Origin of the sequence: Campylobacter sp. TTU-622, assembly GCF_016598965.1 — a bacterium.
GTDB lineage: Bacteria > Campylobacterota > Campylobacteria > Campylobacterales > Campylobacteraceae > Campylobacter_D.
Genome location: NZ_JAENKR010000145.1, coordinates 1 through 1,711 on the forward strand (window position 1 = coordinate 1; position 1,711 = coordinate 1,711).

The following is a 1,711-nucleotide window of genomic DNA, read 5'->3' on the forward strand; positions in this document are numbered from 1 at the left end:
GTAAAATATAAAACTCATTTTCAAAACGAGTATTTTCTTTAAGTTTAAGAAGCTTTTCTTTTAAAACAATATTACTTAATGCATTGATATTTTTATAAAAAATTTCCATATCTACTCCTTATAAATAACTTGGTGCATCATTGGAAAAAAGTATTAAATCTCCATCTTTTGTTTCTTTGGTTAAAATACTGATAAGTTCTGATTTTTCTTTTAAAAAAAGACTTGAAATTGTAAGAGTTTCTTTAAAAATCTCTTGATTTATTTTAGCACTAATTATAACCAAATCAAAACATTCATTAATAATTTTTGCAAGTTTAATATTTTCTTCTTTATTTACTTCAACAATACCAGGTGTTATTAAAATTTTACGCCCTTTATATGTTTTACAAAGTTTATAACTTTCACTCATTCCTTTAAAATTTCCATTAAAACCATCATCTATGATAAATTTAGGTTTTTTTGAAAGTATTTCTAAGCGATGTTTAACGGATTTAATTTTAAGAACTTGTGTTTTAATTTTTTCTAAATTAAGACCTAAGAAATTAGCACAAAGTATGCAAGCACAAAGATTTTGAGCATTAAATGAGCCTAAAATAATGCTTTTAAAAGAATGATTTTCATTGTTTAAGAAAAGATCAAATTTTATCCCTTCTAAAGAGGCATCAATTTTTGAGATTTTTTTATCATAAAGACTTATAATATTATTTTCATTTTCTTTAGTACTTGTATGTAAAAATGCTTTTTTAAGCCTTTTGGAGCTTAGAGCTTCTAATTTTGTCTTTCTTGTATTTTCTAAATTTTTAAAATACTCCAAATGAGCATTTCCAATCTCTCCTATAATGCAAATTTGAGGCTCTAAAAGTTCAGTAATTTCTTTTATATCTCCTTGATTTCTAGCTCCTGCTTCTGCTATATAAATATCAAATGTTTCATTAAGATTTTCGTTAATATCGCGTATTATACCCATAAGCGTATTAACGCTTTTTGGGGTTTTATAAACTTTGAAATCGTCCTTTAAAAGAGTATAAAGAAAATTTTTAATACTTGTTTTACCAAAACTTGCTGTAATAAGTATAATAGTAAGATTTTTGTTATTTAGAATTTTTTTCTTTGCCTGAGAATAAAAATATTTTGCTCCAAAAAAATCATAGATTTTTAAACAAATTAAAGAGCAAGGTAGGCTAAAAAGATTAAATAAAAAAGATATATGAAAAGATAATAAAGCAAATAAAGTATTAAAAATAAATACAAACATAAAAAATATTTTAACTTTTTGAGTAAAAACAAGTTTTTTGTCAATTTTTTTATTCCAAAAGTATAAAATAACAATATGAATTAGAAAATAAAACAAAGAATAAAATGGAAAAGCTAAAAATAAAAAATAGGGTAAAAATAAAAAATATAAATGCCATAAAGGTTTATGATAGTGAAATATAATACGTTTGATTTTATAAGAATACCACTGTAAAGCACTAATAAGATAAAAAGCAACACAAAAATTAAAAATTAAAGTATTAAGATAATAAATTATATTAAGCATTTTTAATTCCTTGTATTTTTTGAGCAATAAAATCAGCGTGTTTTAAAAAGAAAAAATGATCTCCATTTAAAGGATAAAATTCGCTATTTTTTATAAAAGAATGAATAAGTTCTCCACTCTTTAATGGGGTATCTTTATCATCAATACCCCAAAAAATTAATGATTTAGCTT

1 protein-coding gene and 1 pseudogene are annotated in these 1,711 nt (G+C 22.7%); both read right to left on the reverse strand.

The annotated features are described in order from the left end of the window. Positions 1 to 118 precede the first annotated feature (118 nt). Positions 119 to 1,540: a Mur ligase family protein gene (locus JG677_RS08020; protein WP_200286107.1), complete on the reverse strand. Its 1,422-nt coding sequence runs from the start codon at positions 1,538 to 1,540 to the stop codon at positions 119 to 121. Further along, positions 1,533 to 1,711, reverse strand: a pseudogene (locus JG677_RS08025) (alpha/beta fold hydrolase); the annotation flags it as partial. The pseudogene JG677_RS08025 and the gene JG677_RS08020, both read right to left, overlap by 8 nt.

Coding starts and splice junctions, on each gene's coding strand:
- JG677_RS08020 (WP_200286107.1), bottom strand. CDS start 1,540: ATGCTTAATATAATTTATTATCTTAATACTTTAATTTTTAATTTTTGT.